The following is a 20,737-nucleotide window of genomic DNA, read 5'->3' on the forward strand; positions in this document are numbered from 1 at the left end:
TTGGTCAACTCATAGTCTTCAATTCGGTGGCATTTGGGTTGGGGTTGTTGTTGTCCCAACCCGTGCTCCCGCAACTAAGTCATGGCATGTCCGCCGAAATATGATCTGAGGGGGTACTGTCTATGGACTATTCCGGTTCTATCATATCGACCTTGACGGTCCAGATTTAGGAAAAGTTCGGGAAGGCTGCCTAACTAAAGTGCGGTAGATGATGTGTCCTCATTCGCGAACGATATGTCATTTAACCAGAACGTTGGTTAAGCGTTCAACCAACGCTCGTTGTACAACTGGAAAACAGCCTGGGATTGCGAAAACAGTTGGCGAAATCGGTAAACGAGTTGGCCAATCTCCGCTCCGATCACCCATCACACAAGAAGCTCTTTGACCTGTTTCCAACAGCCTCAAATCAATCGCCTCATGGAAGCAAAGAAAGACCAAGTTCCTTCAGGAAGGTGTTGTGCCTTGAAGTTGTCTTTCGGACCTGCTTTTCGATCTCGACAAGCTCCTTTTGGACATCTGCAAGCTTGATCTCCTCCTCGGGAATCGCGGTGCTGATGTATCGAGAGATGTTTAGGTTATAACCTTCGTCGGCAATACGCTCTATACTCACACGCTTGGAATAGCGGTCCTCTTCCTTTCGGAATTGGTAGGTCGAAACGATCTTCCCGATATGGTCCGGTGTTCCGTTCGTGCCATCACCCAATTGGTTTTGCCGCTTGCCTTTTACGAAGTGTTCGGCGGCATTGATGAAGAGAACGTCGTCCGGTTTTTTGCATTTCTTGAGCACGAGAATGCAGACCGGGATACCGGTCGAATAGAACAGGTTCGCAGGCAGGCCAATGACCGTGTCGATATGACCGTCCTGCAATAGCTTCGTGCGGATGCGCTCCTCCGCCCCACCCCGAAACAAAACCCCGTGCGGCAGGATGATTGCCATCACGCCCTCATCTTTCAGATAATGAAAACCGTGCAGGAGGAAGGCGAAGTCGGCGGCAGACTTTGGTGCCAGCCCGTAGTTCTTGAACCGAACATCATCACCCATCGCCTCGGTTGGCTCCCAGCGGAAGCTAAAGGGCGGGTTGGCTACTACCGCATCGAAGGCGGGCTTCTTGGCCGGGTTCAGCTCGCGCAGGATGTCCCAATCGTTAGCCAAGGTATCGCCGTGGAAAATCTCAAACTCGGTATCTTTGACCCCATGCAGCAGCATGTTCATGCGGGCGAGGTTGTATGTTGTGATGTTGCTTTCTTGCCCGAATATCCTGCCGATACTTCCTCCGCTCTCCCCCATGCGCTTACGCACGTTGAGCAACAGCGACCCAGAGCCACAGGCAAAGTCTAGCACGCTCGTCAGGCGGTCCTTTTGACCAGTGGCCGGTTCCTGGCTGTCCAGGGTTACGATCGCGGACAGGATGTCAGAGACCTGCTGAGGCGTGTAGAATTCGCCCGCCTTTTTTCCGGAACCAGCGGCGAACTGACCTATCAAGTACTCGTAGGCATCGCCGAGATTATCCACCTCGGATGAGAACTCATCGAGCCCCTTGGCAATCTCGGCGATGACCGAACAAAGCTTCTTGTTCTTGTCCGCCTGCGTCTTGCCCAACTTTTCCGAGTAAAGGTTGATCTCCGAGAACAACCCGCCGAACGTGCTCTGGAAGGACTCGTTCTCGATGTACTTGAAGCCCTCATAAAGCGTCAGGAGCAGCTCATCGCTCTGTTTGCGCGCCAATTCTGCGATATTATTCCACAGATAGGGCGGCTGGATTACATAGTGCACCTTGCGGCGCATCTGCTTTTCAAACTCGGCAACGTCTTCTGGGTTGTCCTCGTACCATGCCTGCAATGGCGTGCTGGCTCCAGTGAGCTCAAGAACATCCGGCAGATCCGGATAGTCAGGTCCCAGTTCCCGCTTCGCCGCCGCCTCGTAGTTGTCCGAAAGATAGCGCAGGAACAGAAAGGACAGCATGTAGTCGCGGAAATCGTCCGCGTTCATGGCCCCGCGCAGCGTGTCGGCGATGTTCCAGAGTGTCTTGCCCAATTGCTTTTGGATTTGGTCATTCATTGTGCGTGTGCTTCCTGAGCAGCGGATGTGGGAGCCGGGGATGCGCGCGAGGCTGGAACGGCACCCGGTAGGGCGAATTCGAAGCGGGTGATGAACTCGCGCAGCATGCGGCGGAAAAGGTCCTTGTTGTCCTCGCCCATCTCTGTGGGTTCATGAACGGCATACGGCCCGTGGCTCAGCAGGTTTAGGGCCCGGTTGAATAGCGCCCGATCTTCCTCAGTGTCGAGCGCCTTCAGGCAAAAGGCGATGCTTGGATGGCCGAAAAAAGATGCCGTCTTCTCCATAACACTCCGTAGAGCATTGAAGTGAAAGGTATACAGTTTTCCCCTCTTCGGATCAGCCGCGCGCTGCAATTCAGCAAGCGTCGCCACATGATGAAAGAAAGGCGTGTCTTCCGTCGCCTGAAGCGTGTAGCAGCCGTCGCCCTCCGAGCGGTGCAGGAAATAGCGCCGATGGGCGACAGAAGGCGCATCATCAATCTTCCGGCCAACTTCGTTGCACATGACGTTGAAAAACAGCGCATGGTGCGAAGAGAAGACCACCTTGATCGGGGCTGGTGCACCGTCATCGTTCTTTCGTGCGGCGGCCCGACGCAATAGCTTAGCCAGGTCGCAGGCGATGGAAATTGCATTGTTGTCGTCCAGCGAGGAGATCGGGTCGTCGATGTAAAGATATTTCTTTCCCTGATAGGAACCATGCCCATCCAGCATTCGCTCGCAGATCGCCATGAAGGTGCACCAAATGAAGATGTTCTGTTCACCCCGCGACACCTTGATGTTTGTTTCGGTGCCCTTTCGAAAACTCACAAAATCCGGCTTGGAGATGGTGTCTCTGCCCTGCTGGACTTCTTTGTAGGTGAAATCGAACTCGAAATCGGCATAGCGAGAAAGGTAACGGGCGATAGTTTCGTCTAGTGCGAGCTCCGCCATCGCATCGAAGAAGGATGACTTTTCGTTCAATTGAAGGCGTCGCACGCTGTCACCTTCAAGATCATTTTCCCAGACGAAAAGATCTTCGGTAAACGCATTGAAATAGAGCGTATCGGGCGTCCCGGTCGGGTTTTTCTTGTTCTTGCGCTTCCCTGCGTCTTTGAATTCCATCGACAGGCGCGTCTTGCCAGTTCGGTTGTAGGCGTAAATCAGGACCAAAGACGTTGGCTTCGTGGGATTGTTCAGATCGTCACGGAGTCTGTTCACAACGGTTTTCAGAGTCTTGTATGTTCTCATACGTCAAGCTTCCTCAACACGGGGAAAAAGCTGCTGTATCAGGCCCTTTCTGTGGGTCTTGAGTGTGTCGAGCTTTCGGTTCTCGGCGGCTATGAGGTCGTCGAGGGAGATGAGGCAGTCGGCTATGTGCTGTTGTTCGGCTTCATCTTTTGGTACCGAAGTCATCACGTTTTTCAACACATCAACAGACAATCCTGGCTGCGCTTGTCCGGTTGCGAATCGATTCAGATCTAAGTGTTCAAGAAGATAGAAAAGCCAATCGACAGAAATGCCGTTCTTTGGACTTGCGACCACCGCATGTTCAGTCGCGTGAAAACTTCCAATGGCGAACTTCACGTTTCCGCATAGCGCACCCTGACGTCCGATAAGGGGATATCTGCCTGAATGCGTGAAAGAGGCCGTGTAACCACGGATTCCGTTGCCTCCGTAACAAGGGAATAGCCCGTCGGCGTTAGATTCATTTATTTCGGCGGCCGCCACAAACTTTCCTGCTTGCATGTTGCATGCTGCAATCAGTTTCGCCTCTTCCCATTCCTCAGCGCCCTCGAACTCTGGGAAACGGAGACGCGGTTGGGTTTTGCCTTCCTGGGGGAAAAGCTGTTGCATTAGCCCTTTCTTGTGGGCCCTAAGCATCTCCACCTTCTGCTCCTGCGAGGCAATCAGCGCGTCAACCGAATCCAAACAGTCGGCGATTTCTTTTTGTTCAGGAAATAACGGTAGGGCCAGCCGAAGACGCGCAAGGTCCTTGTAATAAATGCGCACACGAACCCCCCCGTCGCCACTCTCCGAGACAAACGCCTCCCAGGAGTTGGAGCGTCGAAAATGATCAAGATACGCGGGATTGAGCCTTTTGACGCCTGAGTCATTGCACTTGAAAACAACATAATCAGGGCTGACCAGAATATCATCGTCACCGAGCCAACGAGCGATGGACCCGATGTTCAGCCGCATCGGATTGTATGCGAACCAATCTTTCCGAACGTATTTGTAACGCGCGGTATTAGCCGCGATCAGCCGATCTTCCATCGGGACTATGCCATCGACCTTGGAAACTCCCATGATTTGCAATTGGACTTCATCAGCGCCGTTTCGATCTTTGCTTTCTGTCGTCGCTTCCGCCAGACGCAGGTCTTTGATCGGTTGACCGACAAACTCAGGAAAGCGCAGCTTGGGTACTAACGCTGACCCACTACCCGTCGCGGCTGCGGATTTTCCCTTATTGTTCATAAGCGCTCAGCCCCGCAATTTCGCGTCCAGCTGCCCGTTTCAGCAGCAGCGGCATCAAGTCGGCCATCAGGTCCAGTTCCTTCACCCGCCGTGCCTTCCAGTTCAGCCCAAGGGGTTCCATCAGGTCGGTGAGCCGCTCGCCGTCAAAGATCATGCGTTGCAGGATGGTGTCGACAAAGGCCTGCAGCGCCTCGGTGGCCAGTCCGTGCTTGCCCGCGATGTCCGCCAGTTGGCTCGCGTTCTTTTCAGCTTTGAAGCGGTTGTAACCGTCGCGGATGGCCTTTTCGCTCAGCCCCCCACCCGCCGTGAGGGTGTTTATATAGGCAGCGATATCCTCGCGCTCGTCCAGAAACTTGGCGTCGGACTGGATCAGTCCGATCAGCTCTTCCCGACTCATCTTCTGTTTGCCCGGTGTGCTTTCCGAATAGCGGGCGATCAGGCCCATGATGTAGTCATAGTCGATGACGGTCGAGGCGAAGAGTACGAATTCGAAATCTAGTTGGTCGGCGTCAGACGTCCGCTTTTCATCGCCTTGATCCGTGCCCTTGCCCTGTTGGGCCCGAAGGCGCTGAGCGGTTTCCAAATAAGCCCCGCGAAAGCCAAGCAGGCTACCGCGCGGAAGGACCTGTTCGATGGTATCGCGGTTTTCATCAGACAGGTCGGTATATTGGTCAAGCTGGGTTTTGAGGCGCTGGACTTCCTTGAAATGTTCGACGAAAGCCGCGCGGGCCGCGTCGCCCTTTAGGCTCGGCACTTCTTCTGGTGCGGGAGCGAGGCCTTGCGACTTCATGAAGACTTCAAGCTTCTGCACGGCAGTTTCCAGTTTCTGGATGACTATGGGAGCCTTGTCGACGAGCCAGATTTCGCGGGCCTTTTCGGCAGCGGCCTCGCCCGAGAAGAGGGCAATAGCTGCATCGACTGCGCTCTTCTGCTGGCGGAAGTCAAGGATGTTGCCATAGGGCTTGGTGGCGTTCAGCACCCGATTGGTGCGCGAAAAAGCCTGGATCAGGCCATGGTTCTTCAAGTTCTTGTCGACATAGAGGGTGTTCAGAAACTTGGAGTCAAACCCGGTCAGCAACATGTCGACGACAATCGTGATGTCTATCTTGTGGTGCGTCTGATTGGGGTAAGCTTTCCGCAGGTCGGCATCCGGCCATTGCTGGTCCTTAATGCGTTTTTGCACTTCCTGATAGTAAGGGTCGAATTCGCCGATCTTGTGATTGGTGCCGTAATGGGTGTTGTAGTCGCCGAGGATGGCTTTCAAAGCCTCCTTTTTCTTTTCCGGCTCGACCGCATTGTCTTCCTTCTCTTGTGGCAGGTCTTCTTGGATTTGCTTCACATCAGGATTGCCCTCGGCAGGCGGAGAGAAGACGCAGGCGATATTCAGCGGCTGGAAGCTGGGATCGGCCACCAGTTTCTCGGCCTGTACCGCCTTAAAAAGGGAGTGATACTCAATGGCATCATTGATCGACGATGTGGCGAGCAGGGCATTGAAACGTCGGTGGCCAGTGGCCGCGTCGTGCTTTGCTAGGATGGCCTCGATGACCGCTCGTTTGGCCAGAGGTTCACCTGGCTTAGGCAGATTTTTTCCCTCTGGCTTGAAGTAGTCCACGTGGAATCTAAGGACGTTTCCGTCTTCGATGGCGTGAGTGATCGTGTAGGTATGAAGACGCTTATGGAAGAGGTCCTCAGTTGTCTTCATACTGGCCTGCGTGTCTTCGATCTTCTGGTGCGCCGCATTCTCATCGAAGATAGGTGTTCCAGTGAAACCGAACAGCTGGGCGCGCGGGAAGAAGGTCTTGATGGCCTTGTGATTTTCGCCGAACTGCGACCGGTGGCATTCGTCGAAAATAAAGGCGATGCGCTTGTCGCGCAGAGGTTCCAACTGTTCCTTGAAACTCTTCTTACCGTTTTTCTTCTGCTGTCTGTTCCTCTTGCTGTTTTCGTCCAGCGCAAGCCCCAGCTTTTGAATCGTGCAGACGATGACTTTGTCGGTATAATCATCCGACAGTAGACGTCGAACGAGAGAGGCCGTGTTGGTGTTTTCCTCAACGCAGCCTTCCTGGAACTTATTGAACTCCTCGCGCGTCTGCCGATCGAGGTCCTTTCGGTCCACGACGAAAAGGCACTTCTCGATTTCAGGATTGTCCTTGAGCAGGGTTGACGCCTTGAACGACGTGAGCGTCTTGCCGCTGCCAGTCGTGTGCCAGATATAACCATTGCCGCAGTCTTGAGTGATGGAGTCGACGATCGCCTTCACTGCGTAGACCTGATATGGCCGCATCATCAGAAGCTTCTGCTCACTTGCCACCAGCACCATATAGCGGCTGATTGTCTGGCCAAGCGTACATTTGACGAGGAACGTCTCGGCGAAGCTCTCGAGATGGACGACTTTCTTGTTGTCAACGTCCGCGAACTCATAAACTGGTAGAAAGCGCTCTTCGGCATTGAAGGCGAAGTGGTGCGCATTATTATTTGCAAAATAAAAAGTTCGATCGCGATTACTGACAATGAAAAGCTGAAGAAAGCACAGGATGGTTTTGGAATAACCGTTCCCAGAATCGTTCTTGTATTCTACGATCTGCTCCATTGCGCGACGCGGACTTACGCCGAGGGTTTTCAATTCAATCTGTACGACTGGCACACCGTTGATCAGCAGAATGACGTCATAGCGATGGTGGCTATTGTCTGTGTTGATGCGGAGTTGGTTGACCACTTCGAAGGTATTTTTGCACCAGTCTTTGGTATTGACGAGCGTATAATTCAGTGGCGTGCCGTCATCGCGGGTGAAACTACTCCGCTCGCGCAAGGTTCGTGCCGCAGTGAAAACATCTGGCGTGACGATTTCATCAAGCAACCGCTGAAACTCGCCATCCGTAAGCGTGACGCGATTCAGTTGCTCGAACTTAATCCTGAAGTTCTCTTCCAGCTTGGCTCGATCACGAATATCGGGCCGATATTCGTATTTGAGATCGCGCAACTTGGCGATCAAATCCTCTTCGAGATCGCGCTCTGCTGGGCTACCTGTTGCTACAGCACTCATCGCGTGTAGAACCTCATCGCGCTGGATGAGTTTTGCACTAGCAGGTCGAAAACTGCGCTCAAGCTATACTCGAAGCCGTTGGGGTCGTTGTGTACCTTAGCGCCCCTCGCTTGCTCTATCACAGATGCGTCTCGTCAAATTGGTGAGCCGTTTTGTCAGCCCAATTCATTACTGTTTTACCGTGTGTACTCTTCTATCTTTGTCTCTGCAACGATGCGTTGACCGTGGTTTGAAGATAAGACGAAGCTAGACCCGTCAGATCTACCAAGCGTCCGAATCTTAGGTTTGTTGAATATTACACGTGGGGAATGCTTGTATTTCCCTGCCTTTTGATTCCTGTTTTATTACCAACTTCGCCGCGCTCGACGAGGTGTTAGGGCCGCCGACAGCATTTGCTTCGTCAGAGCGGTCAACTTTTCTATACCCCCCACAGAGCTCTTGAAAACGTTCGAGCTAAGCAGGCGGATGTCAGTGCATCGAAGATGTCGCTTTCGCCTGGTCTCACTACGATCTCTTGCCTCAAATCTCCCTATCGAAATCCGCCTGTCGAAACGTCGATCGTGGTAATCGTTCGAGTTCAACATGCCATGTAGGAAATGGGATCGGATTTGATCTGATTTCGGCTCGGCTTTCGGTAACTGTGCTGACACACCCCAAAATAGACGACCAACTTCAATAGTCTCTATTGGCACCCGCGGCACTTCCTCGGTCCTTGGAAGTCGGTGAGCCAAGTCAAATGGGAACCGCTTAAATGGGTTGACTGGAACAACACCGGATCCCTGAACAAGGCCATCTGTAACGTCACGCCCCAAGAAGCAAAGGAGGCTTTTTGCGACAACGTACGCGCCCTAGAAAAAGCGTCCTGACTATTGAACTAAAAACTCTCCGGCAAACCCGAGGCGCTATAGAGGCTGAAATGATACCATGTTTCCTCGAAAGTGTCTCGGTTCTGACCGGCAAACAATGCCGACCCTTGCAGTCCCGAAGAGCAAGAGCCTTCATGGCAGGGCTGGTTTAGTAGCATTGCAAGCAGTGTTGATTGCGGGGGTTCTGCGTCCCTAGGCCCAACGAGTTTTGTGAAAACAAAAACCTTTGACGGATTGACAGGAAATTGCTTAAGCTTTGATTACGTTGCTTTGATCACTTACGTGAACTTTTTTTGCTTATTTAACCCGTTTTTCGAAATCAAGGTCTTTCGGGGAGTGTTTTTGTCAAAGGTTTTCACAACAAATTGCACAGTTGATGGCAGTTGTATCGTTTGCACGGCCATTACGTACACAGCGGCCTCGAAGGCGCGTGTTTTCAACACAATCCCGGTCGAAATGGGACCAGTCGCGGGTTACCGTGCATGGTGAAGCTACTGCGGCTCGACCCGAAAGAAGCCACGTTCGATACACGCGGCTTTTCGGCTGAGCCGCAACAAAAGAGCCTACTTGAAACCGCCGCGGGCACCTTTGTGGCTGGATACAACGCTGCCTTGTCCAAAGGCGATCCAACGGATTTGTTGGTGCCTCATAACGTGCCACGGCATTTATTGGGCTTTTTCGTCGAAGGCGCTGGCATGGCATTGGCGATCACCGATGCGGTGCCTTTCCGGTTTATGCGCGGGCAACGATTGAGGCGGTTTTTAGGCGAGGCAGAGGCCAAACATCCGTATCTCACCGCCGTGGGTGCGGGTTGGGCGATGGCCAAAACACCTTGGCGCGCGCGAAAAATCTTGCACGAAATTGATCCGCTTCTTTCCCCCTTGGCCTTTGACGGCTTGGGGTTTCACGACTGTTTTTTCTCGCCGGCCAAACTTGCCCAACGCGCGGGCCCGAGGGTTGCACGTTGGGGCGGACAAAGCGCTTTACGGTCTTGGGATCGCGGTGCCGGCAGGTGTCTTTGGTTCATCAGTGGCGGCGATCCGGAAAAAGCCTGGACGACGATCAACGTGTTGCCGCGAGACCGTAGGGCTGATTTTTTGGCCGGGTTGGGACTGGCGATGACCTACGCCGGTGGCCTGCCAACAATGGCCGCCAACGACATCGTGAAAGAATCTGCCGCTGCCCGCAAATGGCTCGCCCAAGGTGCAGCTTTTGCTCTTGAGGCACATGTGCGTGCAGGAACGGCGCTGGATGAAACCTTTGACACCTTCGAGGCGCTCTCGGGCGTGGCCGCCAAAGTCGGGCTTCGAGCGGTCCGTGACACGCGCCCGAGCGTGAACCGAACAGCCACCCTGAAAGACGGCGCGAGATTACATAATAAGTGGCGGCGCGATCTGGCCGACACCTTGGACTTCGAGAGAGGTGACAGACCATGACCCAGCAGCACACCCGCTATGCCGGACGCTTTGTGGCCGGTGCAATTGCACTTTCGTTGTTTGGCCTGGCACAGAAGTCACTGTGGAGTAGGGCCGAGGTCGAAAACCTGCAAGCACGGTTCGCCTTTGTTGAGCATCCGTTGGAACCGGCGCAAAAGCCCGCGCCCCGAACGTTGCGCACGGTACATCCGGATTACGCCCATATGGCCGGCTGGATTTCGTCCGTCGGTGCATCCGTGGCGCTCGGTGATTTGGATGGCGACGGCCTACCCAACGACGCCTGTTTAGTAGATCCGCGCAACGACAGCGTGACACTGCGACCGGCGATTGAATCCGGAGATTATCGTTTTGCGCCCTTTGAGCTTCTGGCAACATCGGCAGAAGGCGGACCGCTAATCGCTCCGATGGGGTGCCTGATCGCGGACGCCGATGCCGACGGGTTGCAAGACGCAATCGTGTATTTCTGGGGCCGAACGCCGATCATATTTCGGAATACCGGCGCACCTAAGAACGGTGCATTTGTCGCTGAAGAATTGGTCACCGGAGAAGTCTGGTATTCCAACGCGGCGCTATTTGCCGATGTAGACGGGGACGGATTCGGGGACCTTGTTTTCGGCAACTACTTCCCGGATGGCTCCGGCGTTCTGGACCCAACCGGTGCAAGACCGGTTGAAATGCAACACTCCATGTCTCGAGCCTATAATGCAGGGACCAACCGCCTTTTCCTGAACGCGTCTGCAAATGCCGGCCGGTTGTTGTTTGAGGATGCCTCGGGCGCATTCAGCAGTGACATGGCCGATGGATGGACACTGGCAATGGCCGCTGGCGACTTGACCGGAGACGGGTTGGCCGAAATCTATGTGGGCAACGATTTCGGCCCGGACCGGTTGTTGGTAAATGAATCGACACCAGGCACGCCAAAGTTCCGCATCGTCGCGTCAAAACGTGGCCTAACCACGCCGCGCTCATCAGTTTTGGGGCGGGACAGTTTCAAAGGAATGGGCGCAGAGTTCGCTGATCTGAACGGCGACGGAAAACTCGACATCTACGTTAGCAATATTGCTGAAGAATACGCGCTGCACGAAAGCCACTTCCTGTTTTTACAGGAAGCCAACGGCGACTGGTCCCGGTATGCGCCTTTCACCAATGCGGCGGGACGGTTAGGGCTTGCCCGCTCTGGATGGAGCTGGGATGCGAAACTGGCGGATCTGGACAACGACGGCCGGTTGGAAGCGCTTCAGGCCACCGGTTTTGTCAAAGGCCAAGTCGACCGGTGGCCGGAACTGCACGAACTGGCGATGGGCAATGACGAGTTGCTCAGGTTTCCGAGTTTCTGGCCTCGTTTTTCTGCCGGTGACGATCTGTCCGGTGATCGCCATGACGCCATCTTCGTAGCCGACAAAGTGGGTATGTTTCATGATGTGGCTCCGCAATTGGGCATGGGTGAGCATCACGTATCCCGCGGGATCGCTCTGGCTGACATCGACGGAGACGGGGATTTAGACTTCGCCGTCGCGCGCCAATGGGAACCGTCGGCAGTTTTCGAAAATCAGGGCGCACAGGTCGGCCATGCACTCGTGCTGGACCTTCGCCTAACCAACCCAAACGGCACAACACGTCCGGCCATAGGCGCTACGGTGCGCGCAACACTGCCTGAGGGCCGAACGGCGGTGTCGTTTGTGGACGCAAGCAACGGACATTCGGGAAGTCGCGCACCTGAGGTGCACCTCGGATTGGGCGCAATACCCGCCAGCGAAGTCGAGATCGAAGTCAGTTGGCACGATGCAAGCGGCCTCAATCGCCGCAACTACATCGTGGAGCCCGGACGCCATCGGATCATCATGGACGAACTCACCAGTGCACAGCTGACCAACAAGTAACCTGTCGTCTAAGGAGAACCACCATGGTCGCTACAACGACAAACACCGCGCCCCGCTTGAGCCTTGGAGAGAGGTGGTACATCGACAAACGCCTTAAGGGCCTTTCCCGCTTTGCTCTGGCCATCACAGTTCTAAACATTCTGGGACATGTGTTTCTGGGTTTTGAGCAGTCTTGGATCACACCGTTTGTAGCCTTGGCCGCAGCTTATGGCACCGAGTTGGCCGCCGAAACCGTTCAGGCGCGCGCAGAAGGTCGGACGCCGAAATACAAAGGGACCCCGGGCACTTTCATCGCCTTTTTGTTATCAGCGCATATTTCCGGGCTTGCGGTTGGCATGCTGCTGTTCGCCAACGAGCAGCTCTGGATCGTTGCGTTTGCCGCGTCGGTGGCCGTTGCCTCCAAATGGATCATTCGCGTTCCGGTGATGATCCGGGGCAGGCGCATCGAGCGGCATGTACTGAACCCGTCCAATTTCGGTATCACTGTTACGCTGCTGTTGTTTCCATCCGTCGGCATCGCGCCCCCCTACATGTTCACCGAGAACATTGCGGGCGCAGCGGACTGGCTGCTGCCGATGGTGATCATCCTGACCGGCAGCTTACTCAACACCAAACTCACCGGGCGCATGCCGCTGATCTTTGCCTGGCTTGCGGCTTTCGCTGCCCAAGCAGTTATCCGCAGTATGATCAACGGCACTCCGGTGGCGGCCGCCCTCATGCCAATGAGCGGTTTCGCATTTATCCTATTCACCTTCTATATGGTGACTGATCCCGCAACAACTCCCAGCCGATCACGGCATCAAGTGCCGTTCGCAGTCGCTGTCGCGGCGCTATATGGGTTATTGATGCAGGCCCATATCGTCTTTGGTCTGTTTTATGCACTGACCGCGGTCACTGCCGGACGTGGGCTGTATCTCTACTGGTGCTCACTTGAGACGAACGCGCAAGACCATGTACCGGAGACGTCCGAGCCGGTGCAGAACACCCAGCAAACGCCATGACAGACCACATCGTCCTATGCGCTCAATCCTGCGTCTACCCCGAAGCGGACAGCCCGCAGGGTTTCTGGCGCAACTTAATGCATGGACGACGGTCATTCCGCGCTCTTCCAAAGGCGCGGTTGCCGCTGGAGGCATATGCGGCAGAACGTGTCGGCGCGGCTGACTCAATCACGCATGTGCAGGCGGGTCTGATCACCGATTGGCAGTTTGATCGCAACGCTTTTCAAGTGCCGATCAATAGCTATGAAGCCACAGACCTGACCCACTGGTTGGCTTTGGATTTGGCCGCTCAAGTAGTTGCAATGCTGGGTGGACCAGAGACTTTGAACCGCAAACGCACGGCAGTGATTGTCGCCAATACGCTGACAGGGGAATTCAGCCGCGCGGGGCTCATGCGGTTGCGCGGACCTTTCTTGGACGAAGTCCTGAACGAAGCGCTGGAGGCGACGGGTACAGAAGGAAAAATCGCCGACGTCCTACGAATAGCCTTTTCCCAAAAGCTGAAGGCGCGGTTCCCCGAACCCAATGAGAACACACTGGCCGGCGGATTGGCCAACACAATTGCCGGGCGGATTGCCAACTACTTCAACTTTCACGGCGGTGCTTTCACGGTCGATGGCGCCTGTTCGTCTTCGTTACTGGCAATCTCCAATGGCGCGACTTTGCTGGCAGAGGGCAGCGTCGATACCGTGATCGCCGGCGCGGTCGATCTCTCGCTGGATCCATTTGAGCTGGTGGGTTTCTCCCGCAATGGCGCTTTGTCTGCTTCGCGGATGCGAGTTTTTGATGAACGATCCGATGGATTCTGGCCTGGCGAAGGTGCGGGCCTCGTTGTGATGATGCGCGAAACAGATGCTGCGCGCAGGGGTTTGCCAGTATTGGCCCGTTTGCGAGGCTGGGGGATGTCCACTGACGGGGCTGGCGGTCTGACTCGACCCGATGCCGACGGACAACGATTGGCGTGTGAGCGTGCTTTGGAGCGGGCATCGGTTGCCCCCGAAGACGTTGTTTACGTGGAAGCACATGGCACCGGTACTCCGGTGGGCGATCCAACTGAAATTCACGCGCTCGCGGACTTGCACCAAGATCGCAATACACAACTGACTATCGGATCAGTAAAAGCCAATATCGGCCATACCAAAGCCGCCGCAGGTCTGGCCGGGCTGATAAAGGTGGTGCAGGGGTTCCAATCCGGCGCCATTCCCCAACACGTGACCTGCGATATCCCCAGCCGTGCTTTTGCTGCAAGCGGCGGATTGGTCGCGCCCCTGACGGAACCCTTGTCCTTGAACGAAGGGACATGCATTGCCGGAGTCTCCAGTTTCGGCTTCGGCGGGATCAACGTGCACGCGGTTCTGGAAAAGCCTGCCACCGAGCATCGCGTGATGCCGCGCGATGTACCGAAGACGCCAGTTAGAGCCGACCAAGAAGCGGAACTCTTCCTATTCAAAGCTGACTCGCAGGAGGCCCTGGTGGCCCAGCTTGATGGCATTGCCAGCATTGCCGCCACGCTTTCAATGGCCGAACTCGCCGATCTGTCGCTAGATCTTGCGCGAAAGGCGCAATTCGGAGGCTGTCGGCTGGCTTTTGCAGCATCAGGTGGTGAGGACGTCGCCCAGCATCTGAAAGCGGCGATCAGCTGGATGCGCGAGAAGCGGCAAACCCGAAGTCCCGCTGGCATTCATGCGTCCTTTGACGCACATCCTCGTGACGTCTGCCTGTTGTTCGCGGGACAAGCTGCGCCGGTCCGTGCACCGTCTCCGGTTTGGTTAAAACGTTTCCCATTGCTTGCGCCATTGGCGGCTTCGTTGAACAAGACACTCCACGAAGGCAACGCCGACACTGCAGTCGCGCAACCTGCAATCACGTTGGCCAATCTCGCTGGCCTGTCCGTTCTGGATCAATTCGGTGTGCAGGCATCCGATGCAATTGGCCACAGCGTGGGAGAACTCGGCGCCCTGAGCTGGGCCGGAGCATTGTCTCCCGAACAGGCACTCGATCTTGCCGCCCGACGCGGCGAGATCATGAAGTCTTTTGGCCAAACCGGCGGCGGCATGGCCCGCGTGTCGCTGAATGAGGCCGACTGCGCAAGCATGATTGCTGGAACGGGGTGTCAGATCGCCTGCTTCAACGGTCCTGCAGAGACGGTCATCGCCGGATCAGACCAGGCGTTAGAGAAGGCGCAGACGCGCGCGTCCCAAATGCGCTTGGCACTCTTTAGGCTGTCCACGTCCCACGCGTTTCACAGTCGGGCGATGCAACCTGTGGTGAAACCGTTTGCCAAGGAGCTTGAAGCCGTCACTTTCGCGACACCCAAGCGCAGCCACAGCACCACCATTCCGGATCGGAAACCTGACATCGCGACCCAACTGGCCCATCAACTCTGTGCGCCGGTGACCTTTCATCAGGCGGTCAGAAACCGTGATTTGACGACAACTCTATTTGTTGAATGCGGCCCTGGGAGCGGTCTCGCCCGGCTGGTGGAAGATAGTGGTGGAACGGCGGTCAGCATCGACAGCATGGCATCCGACATGTGGCCGCTTCTGAACGCTTGCGCCGCAATGTTTGCAGCAGGTCAGGATTTCGACATTCAAGCGATGTTTGCAGGGCGAGGCACTTACCAATCCGTACGCAACACCCCGCCCGACCTCCTTACAAACCCATGCGCCCCGCGAAAGAAAGCGAGCGGTTTACCTGTACAACCTGTTGTCGAACGGTCGGATCCCGCCCCTCTCGACCTCCCGCCCGATCGCGACGATCAGGACACGCTGGACATTGTTATGCGCGCCGTCGCCGCAGAGACTGGTTTGCCAGTAACCCGTCTCGATCCGGATGCAAAACTTCAATCCGAACTGCACATGAATTCCCTGGCCGTAGTGCGCATTGCCACCGCCGCAGCGCGCGAGGCTGGAGTCGGCGCGTTGACCTCGCCCACCGACTTCGCCAACGGCTCGGCTCGCGATCTCGCGGAGGCCTTGTCAGATATGCTGCTACGAAACAGCGGCGCACCGGTAAACCCGCGCATCAATGGCGCAGCGCGCTGGGTTCTACCACATGCGATTACGTGGCAGCCCTCGGCCATTCCCAAACCGGCCCGCAATCAAGTTCGGGACCCTGCAGTAATCAAAGTGCCAAGATGTTTTGATCGAGACAGAGCCGAAGATTTCGTCGCCGACGTCCAAGCCCACGCCCAAAATGGTCAGCGCACCCTTGTTGTCACCCATCGGAACGCGCCGGTATCGGCATTCCTGCGCTCCGCTTGGGTTGAGGACAGTTTTGACAGCATCACGCTTATTGATCTTGGAGGCGCTCCGGAAGATGACCCGCGCGTCGCATCCTTGCGCGCAGCGACCGGCCGCAAAGACTTCGCCGAATACCGCCTCACGGATTCAGGCGGCGTTGAGAGCCCTCTTTTTTGCCATGCGCCACCGTCCGTTGCGTCAACTGACGCAGGTCAGGACATCGCTACGTTGCTGGCCGTTGGCTGCCATCGCGGAATTGGCGCGGAATGCGCCCTGAGGGCAGCCAAGCTGGACGATGTCAAAGAGATCGTTTTCGTTGGACGCAGTGCGCCGACCGCCCCGGATGTCTTGGAAACCTTGGCGACAGCCGAAGACCGCGACCTTACCGCGCGTTATGTGCAATGCGACGTGGAGGACAAAAACGCTGTCGAAAGGCTTTCGATGGCGCTGACAGATGCAGGAGGCGTTTCTCTGCTCTATGCCCCGGCTCTCAACGACCCCAAAAGGTTGACCGAGCTTTCGTCCGAGGACGTTTCCCGAACTCTGGCGCCAAAAACCACCGGCATCATGCACATACTTCATGTGTTCGGTGACAACCTCGTTCGACTTGTCGCTTTTGGGTCGATCATCGGACGCATCGGATTGCAAGGCGAATGCCACTACGCTTTGGCCAACGCAATGCAAAGCGAAATCGTGGCGAGGTTTGCAAAGGATCACCCCGACTGCGTCGCGCTCTCTCTGGAATGGACTGTCTGGTCCGGCGCAGGTATGGGCGAGCGGCTGGGCATTGTAGAGCGGTTGACCGCAATGGGCGTGGATGCCCTACCCTTTGATGACGCTCTCAGAAGTTTTGAGCACTCGCTGGCCAACAATCTCGTTGGCACCGTCTGTATCACGGGACGCTACGGCCAGCGTGAAGACCTCCGCCGTCCGTTCGTCGCTGACGAGCTTGCGCCGATGCGGTTTACTGAGGCAATCCTCCTGCATTATCCGGGTGCGGAGGTTATCGTTGAAACGACACTTTCACCGGGGCGCGATCCCTACCTGCGTGACCATCAGGTGTTGAACCACATGATTTTCCCCGGTGTGATGGCACTTGAGGCGATGGCGCAGACGGCTGCGGTGCTGACCGGCGCCCCCCTGAACGCAGGCACTATCCGTGACGTGTCTTTTGACCGGGCTGTGGCTGTTGCGCCCACTGGCACAAAAATCAGGATTGCCGTTCAACAGGCGGGCGGCGGCACCTTGACCGCGGCCGTGTTCAGCGAAGAAGACGGTTTTCAGGTCCCTTGCATAAAGGCGGCTTTGGACACGCTGTGCGGGCGCGGAGCAAAATCCCCTGTCCAAAGCTCTACGCCATTGACCGTCCCGGTACCCGCCCACGCACTCTATGGTCCGGTTTTCTTCCACGGCCCCAGGTTTGCCCGCATAGGCTGCGTCACCACTTTGACGTCACGACACGTAGCGGCCCGTGTCACCGGCACCGATCATGCGCCGTGGTTCGGCAGTTTCGAAGCGCAGGGCCTTCTGTTAGGCGACCCGGCCCTGTCCGACGCCGGTATGCATATGTTGCAATCAGCCGTGCCGCATCGCCGTGTTCTGCCCTTGGGTATTGCACGCATCGACCAATTGAACCCGGAAGGCAAGGTGTTCGAATTGATAGGTCAGGAGAATTGGGCGAGGAACGGCGAATACAGCTTTGACATTTTCGGTTGCGACAACAACGGTGCGCCCTGTTTCTTTTGGCGGGACACCCGCTTTGCCGCGATTGGAACAATCGAACCTGATGAGGGTCTGCGCCACGCGCCCGATCTGGCCGTGCCATTGTTGGAACGTCTGATCCGCGAGGATTTGGACAACGAGGCCCGTGTCGCTCTAATCGTTGATCAAGAAAAAGATCGAATGGCCCGAAAGCAGATCGCGCTGCAACAGTTGCAACTGGCTGACAAGGTGACCCGCAGAACCGACGGCAAGCCAGTTCTCATCAGCGGCGAAGCGCATTTGAGCATTAGTCACACAGATGCTGCGACGCTGATCGTCCTGTCGCGCATTCCTGTGGCCTGCGATCTTGCAACACTGGACTCGGACTGGCCCGATGGTATGGACGCCGCGTCTTTCACGGCTGGTGAAACCCGCCGCAAACTGGGTTTGCCAAAACCGTTTGATGCCAGCGCCGATCCTTCTACCGTAATGGTGCAAACCGCGCTCACAGCGCTGGACCTTTTCGCGTGCATCGGGACGCAAGGGTCACAGCCATCAACCGAACACATTCCTGAACCAACCAATAGCTGGGAGGCTGCAGAATGAACGTCACCCCTAAAGATGTCATCGCCGTCGACACGGCTCCCAGCTTTGTCTACCGCCACGCCATCGGCTTTGAAGAAACCAACGTTGTCGGCAACGTCTACTACGCCAAACACATATCCTGGCAAGGCCGTTGTCGCGAAATGTTTCTCAAGACGCATGCGCCCAGTGTTCTTGAAGAAATCTACAAAGACCTGCGACTGGTAACCCTTAACGTCAGCTGCGACTACTACGAAGAGTTCCACGCATTTGACGAAGTGGAAATTCACCTTCGTCTCGAAGGCATCTGGCAGCATCGCATCAGCATGATTTTCGAGTACTATCTCGATTCAGACGGTGAGAAACGTCTGATGGCGCTCGGGCGCCAGAACATCGGCTGTATGCGCGCCACCGATACCGGCATGGTGCCCGTGTCTCCGCCAGAAGAGCTTCGGATGGCGTTGGAGAGGTTCGCATCATGACAAAGTGTGTTCAATCCGTTGGACCAATGTGCGATCCCGGCGTTGTGCCAGAAACACAGGCGGTCGAAACCATGATCCGGCAGATGAAACTGCTGGAAAACGGCGCGGTGACGCTAGATGAATGGGCCTGCTACACCGGTGTGCGAAAGCACCGGCTGATCAAGGCGTTTCACGCTCTTACAGGTATTCCGCCAATGATGTTTCACAACGCGTTGAGACTGGAAATGGCCAAACGCCTTCTGGTGTTTGACGGGCTCAGTGTAACAGACACCTGTTTCGAAATTGGCTTTGAAAGCCTCGGTTCCTTTATAAGCAAATTCTCGACGCAAGTCGGCATCCCTCCCGGGCAATATGCTCGCGTGATGGGCGAGGCGGGATTCATTGAAATGTTCCTCGCCGCATTGAGCAATACGGTCAATTCACCACCGGCAGCACAGGAAACGACCAAGCTGGTTTTCGAGCGCCCGATTCTATCCGGCTCACCGGGTATCGTGGCGGCGGTTTTCAAAAAACCGATCCCCAACTCCTATCCCAAGACCTGGCGATTCCTGCATGCTTTGGCGAGGTCAACGACGATCCCCGCCGGCGGAACGGGGTATTGTCTAGCCGCGACTTTACCGAAACGGCCCAAACGGTCCGAGTTGATCAATCTGGAACCTGCGTTGATCGGGCGCGCCAAGCTGGCACCTGACACGCGCGAAGCGACTGTTGAAATGGTACGCCCGACGGTGTTTGACCCGCCCATCACACTCGCGGTGCCAGCGCTGTTTTACAAAGAATCTGTGGCTGCTCAGTGACCCGCAGTTTGCCGACAGCAGGAAATTTTCAAGAAGTCTAATCCCGAACCCTGCAGTTATGCTGCTTTCGAAGGGAGAGTTTCCCGCGCATTCTGCACGTGGTGCAAAACTTCTATGGGTGGAGTGTGTTTGCGCGCATGGGACAGATATGCCCACTGCCCAGATCAACTGGAGACGCCGATGCGCCACGACTTGGTTCAGCGCCCTGCAATCTCGGACCGACTGGTCGCCCGTTGTCTCTTTTGACATTCACTTAAACGCAAAAGGAACCTTCGTGATGACATTTCCAGACTTTACCCGCCAACGGGCAGCTCTTTTGAGCGCTGGCCTTGCGTTTTTCTTGGCCGGTGAGGGTCATGCAGAGAGCTTTGCGCCAAAATACGACGACGCCGCAGATGCCGCGATTCAGCAGCTTCTCGAAGATATTCCCGACATGGACATTCAAAACCTGCCAGCCCTGCCAATTCAGGCGTTCTCCCTCCCTGATGCGGGCGTGGACGTACTTCGGGCCAAAGTGGTTGAGACCTACACGATTGACGGCGTAGGCAGCGAAACGGTTGAACTGACCGGCTGGATTGCGGTGCTACACGGAGATCCGGAGTCCATCGTCAAAGGGGAAAAAGTAAGCTGGGAGAACTTCCAGGTTGGAACTGAGTTTGTTGGTCTTCATTTACGCGGAGAAAGCGAACTCTTCGGCCCCATTCAGGTGACCCTAAATCAAGAAATGGACTCCATCGGCCGTGTTGGCGTGTGGGAAGAAGAATTACCGCGCGACTTCCTGCTGCACGCGGGCCTCGAAGAGGAAGACATCGACGACCTGCAACGCCCCCCTGGAGACTGTGCTCCGCTGCCGGGAAGCGAAGCTGATGGGCGCACCAAACAGGGTAAGTGCTGCTATGCACCTCTGGCAGTCAAGGTGAGCATGCAGGATCTCGATCTGGACATGGTCTCTAACCGTCCGGTGCTGATGTACTCGTATGTCGAAACCATTCCGCCCGTCGGTTACGTCGCTTCCACTTCGCTATCGCCGCGCCTTCTGATGGATGGGGATCGCGCCGTTGGCACGCTCCAATCCGCAGCAGTGACTTTCCGCGAGATCGTGCATCACATGCCGCTTGACGGTCAGCTTTTGGATGGTCGCTTCGACGTCTTCGTCGCCACCGCCGACTGATGTTTGGACTCCAGTGTGGCGCCG

The 20,737-nt window shown here is 55.9% G+C and carries 11 protein-coding genes; 7 read left to right on the top strand and 4 right to left on the bottom strand.

All coding sequences use genetic code 11. From position 1 onward, the window contains the following. Window positions 1-415 precede the first annotated feature (415 nt). From ACR0JX_RS14455 to ACR0JX_RS14470, 4 genes are all read right to left on the bottom strand, one after another. Window positions 416-2,059 carry a type I restriction-modification system subunit M gene (locus ACR0JX_RS14455; protein ID WP_480544470.1) on the bottom strand — a complete coding sequence of 548 codons (1,644 nt, stop codon included), beginning with the start codon at window positions 2,057-2,059 and terminating at the stop codon, window positions 416-418. Next, the gene (locus tag ACR0JX_RS14460) at window positions 2,056-3,207 is read right to left on the bottom strand and encodes a hypothetical protein (RefSeq protein ID WP_480544471.1); all 1,152 of its coding nucleotides are present in this window, start codon (window positions 3,205-3,207) and stop codon (window positions 2,056-2,058) included. Before ACR0JX_RS14460 ends, ACR0JX_RS14455 begins: the two co-directional genes overlap by 4 nt. Window positions 3,208-3,288: 81 nt before the next feature. Next, window positions 3,289-4,512 carry a restriction endonuclease subunit S gene (locus ACR0JX_RS14465; protein ID WP_480544472.1) on the bottom strand — a complete coding sequence of 408 codons (1,224 nt, stop codon included), beginning with the start codon at window positions 4,510-4,512 and terminating at the stop codon, window positions 3,289-3,291. Then, window positions 4,502-7,555, bottom strand: coding sequence for a type I restriction endonuclease subunit R (locus ACR0JX_RS14470; protein WP_480544473.1), 3,054 nt, complete (start codon window positions 7,553-7,555; stop codon window positions 4,502-4,504). Before ACR0JX_RS14470 ends, ACR0JX_RS14465 begins: the two co-directional genes overlap by 11 nt. A gap of 1,348 nt (window positions 7,556-8,903) precedes the next feature. Here ACR0JX_RS14470 and ACR0JX_RS14475 point away from each other — a divergent pair. The 7 genes from ACR0JX_RS14475 (at window position 8,904) to ACR0JX_RS14505 (ending at window position 20,713) form a co-directional block, all read left to right on the top strand. Further along, entirely contained in the window at window positions 8,904-9,857 is a 954-nt protein-coding gene (locus ACR0JX_RS14475) for a DUF1702 family protein (RefSeq protein WP_480544474.1), read from the top strand. After that, window positions 9,854-11,737, top strand: a complete 1,884-nt coding sequence (locus ACR0JX_RS14480) for a CRTAC1 family protein (protein ID WP_480544475.1) — start codon at window positions 9,854-9,856, stop codon at window positions 11,735-11,737. The genes ACR0JX_RS14475 and ACR0JX_RS14480 overlap by 4 nt, the downstream gene beginning before the upstream one ends. A 23-nt stretch (window positions 11,738-11,760) precedes the next feature. Next, window positions 11,761-12,738, top strand: coding sequence for a hypothetical protein (locus tag ACR0JX_RS14485; RefSeq protein ID WP_480544476.1), 978 nt, complete (start codon window positions 11,761-11,763; stop codon window positions 12,736-12,738). Further along, window positions 12,735-18,287, top strand: a complete 5,553-nt coding sequence (locus tag ACR0JX_RS14490; RefSeq protein WP_480544477.1) for an SDR family NAD(P)-dependent oxidoreductase — start codon at window positions 12,735-12,737, stop codon at window positions 18,285-18,287. Before ACR0JX_RS14485 ends, ACR0JX_RS14490 begins: the two co-directional genes overlap by 4 nt. Beyond that, on the top strand, window positions 18,284-18,745 hold the full coding sequence (locus ACR0JX_RS14495; protein ID WP_480544478.1) for an acyl-CoA thioesterase: 462 nt from the start codon (window positions 18,284-18,286) through the stop codon (window positions 18,743-18,745). The genes ACR0JX_RS14490 and ACR0JX_RS14495 overlap by 4 nt, the downstream gene beginning before the upstream one ends. Then, the gene (locus tag ACR0JX_RS14500; protein ID WP_480544479.1) at window positions 18,742-19,542 is read left to right on the top strand and encodes a helix-turn-helix domain-containing protein; all 801 of its coding nucleotides are present in this window, start codon (window positions 18,742-18,744) and stop codon (window positions 19,540-19,542) included. The genes ACR0JX_RS14495 and ACR0JX_RS14500 overlap by 4 nt, the downstream gene beginning before the upstream one ends. A gap of 277 nt (window positions 19,543-19,819) precedes the next feature. Next, entirely contained in the window at window positions 19,820-20,713 is an 894-nt protein-coding gene (locus ACR0JX_RS14505; protein ID WP_480544480.1) for a DUF6073 family protein, read from the top strand. The last annotated feature ends 24 nt before the right edge of the window (window positions 20,714-20,737 follow it).

This window comes from Ruegeria sp. AH7, from assembly GCF_056541325.1.